The sequence below is a fragment of the Streptococcus mitis genome, assembly GCF_946190155.1.
Taxonomy (GTDB): domain Bacteria; phylum Bacillota; class Bacilli; order Lactobacillales; family Streptococcaceae; genus Streptococcus; species Streptococcus mitis_CL.
On the sequence record NZ_CAMHZL010000073.1, the window covers coordinates 1 to 254 of the forward strand.

Annotated in this window: 1 protein-coding gene; it reads left to right on the top strand. The window is 49.2% G+C overall.

Going from position 1 to position 254, the window contains the following annotated elements:
* Positions 1-52: 52 nt before the first annotated feature.
* On the top strand, positions 53-254 hold a 202-nt coding region (locus N8O80_RS09565; protein ID WP_261028130.1), incomplete at its 3' end, for a hypothetical protein.

Here is a 254-nt window from a genome sequence, read left to right on the forward strand (position 1 = left end):
TCAAACCTCTTACTATTCCTGGGACGTAAACGGGTCGCCGGTGGTATTGAGCATGCAGCATGACCTGCTGGTTGGCGTTGACTATGAAAAAAATGAAACGTACAAGGCCTACTCTTACCGCGGCAAGGTGTCGAATACCTTTAATATGTACGATCCGGTCTACGGCGAAACGCCGATAACCAACAGCAGCACTTACAATGATGCGTTAAGTAATCTGCGCAGCCGCTTATATAGCCGCTCGGTCTACGCCAAAG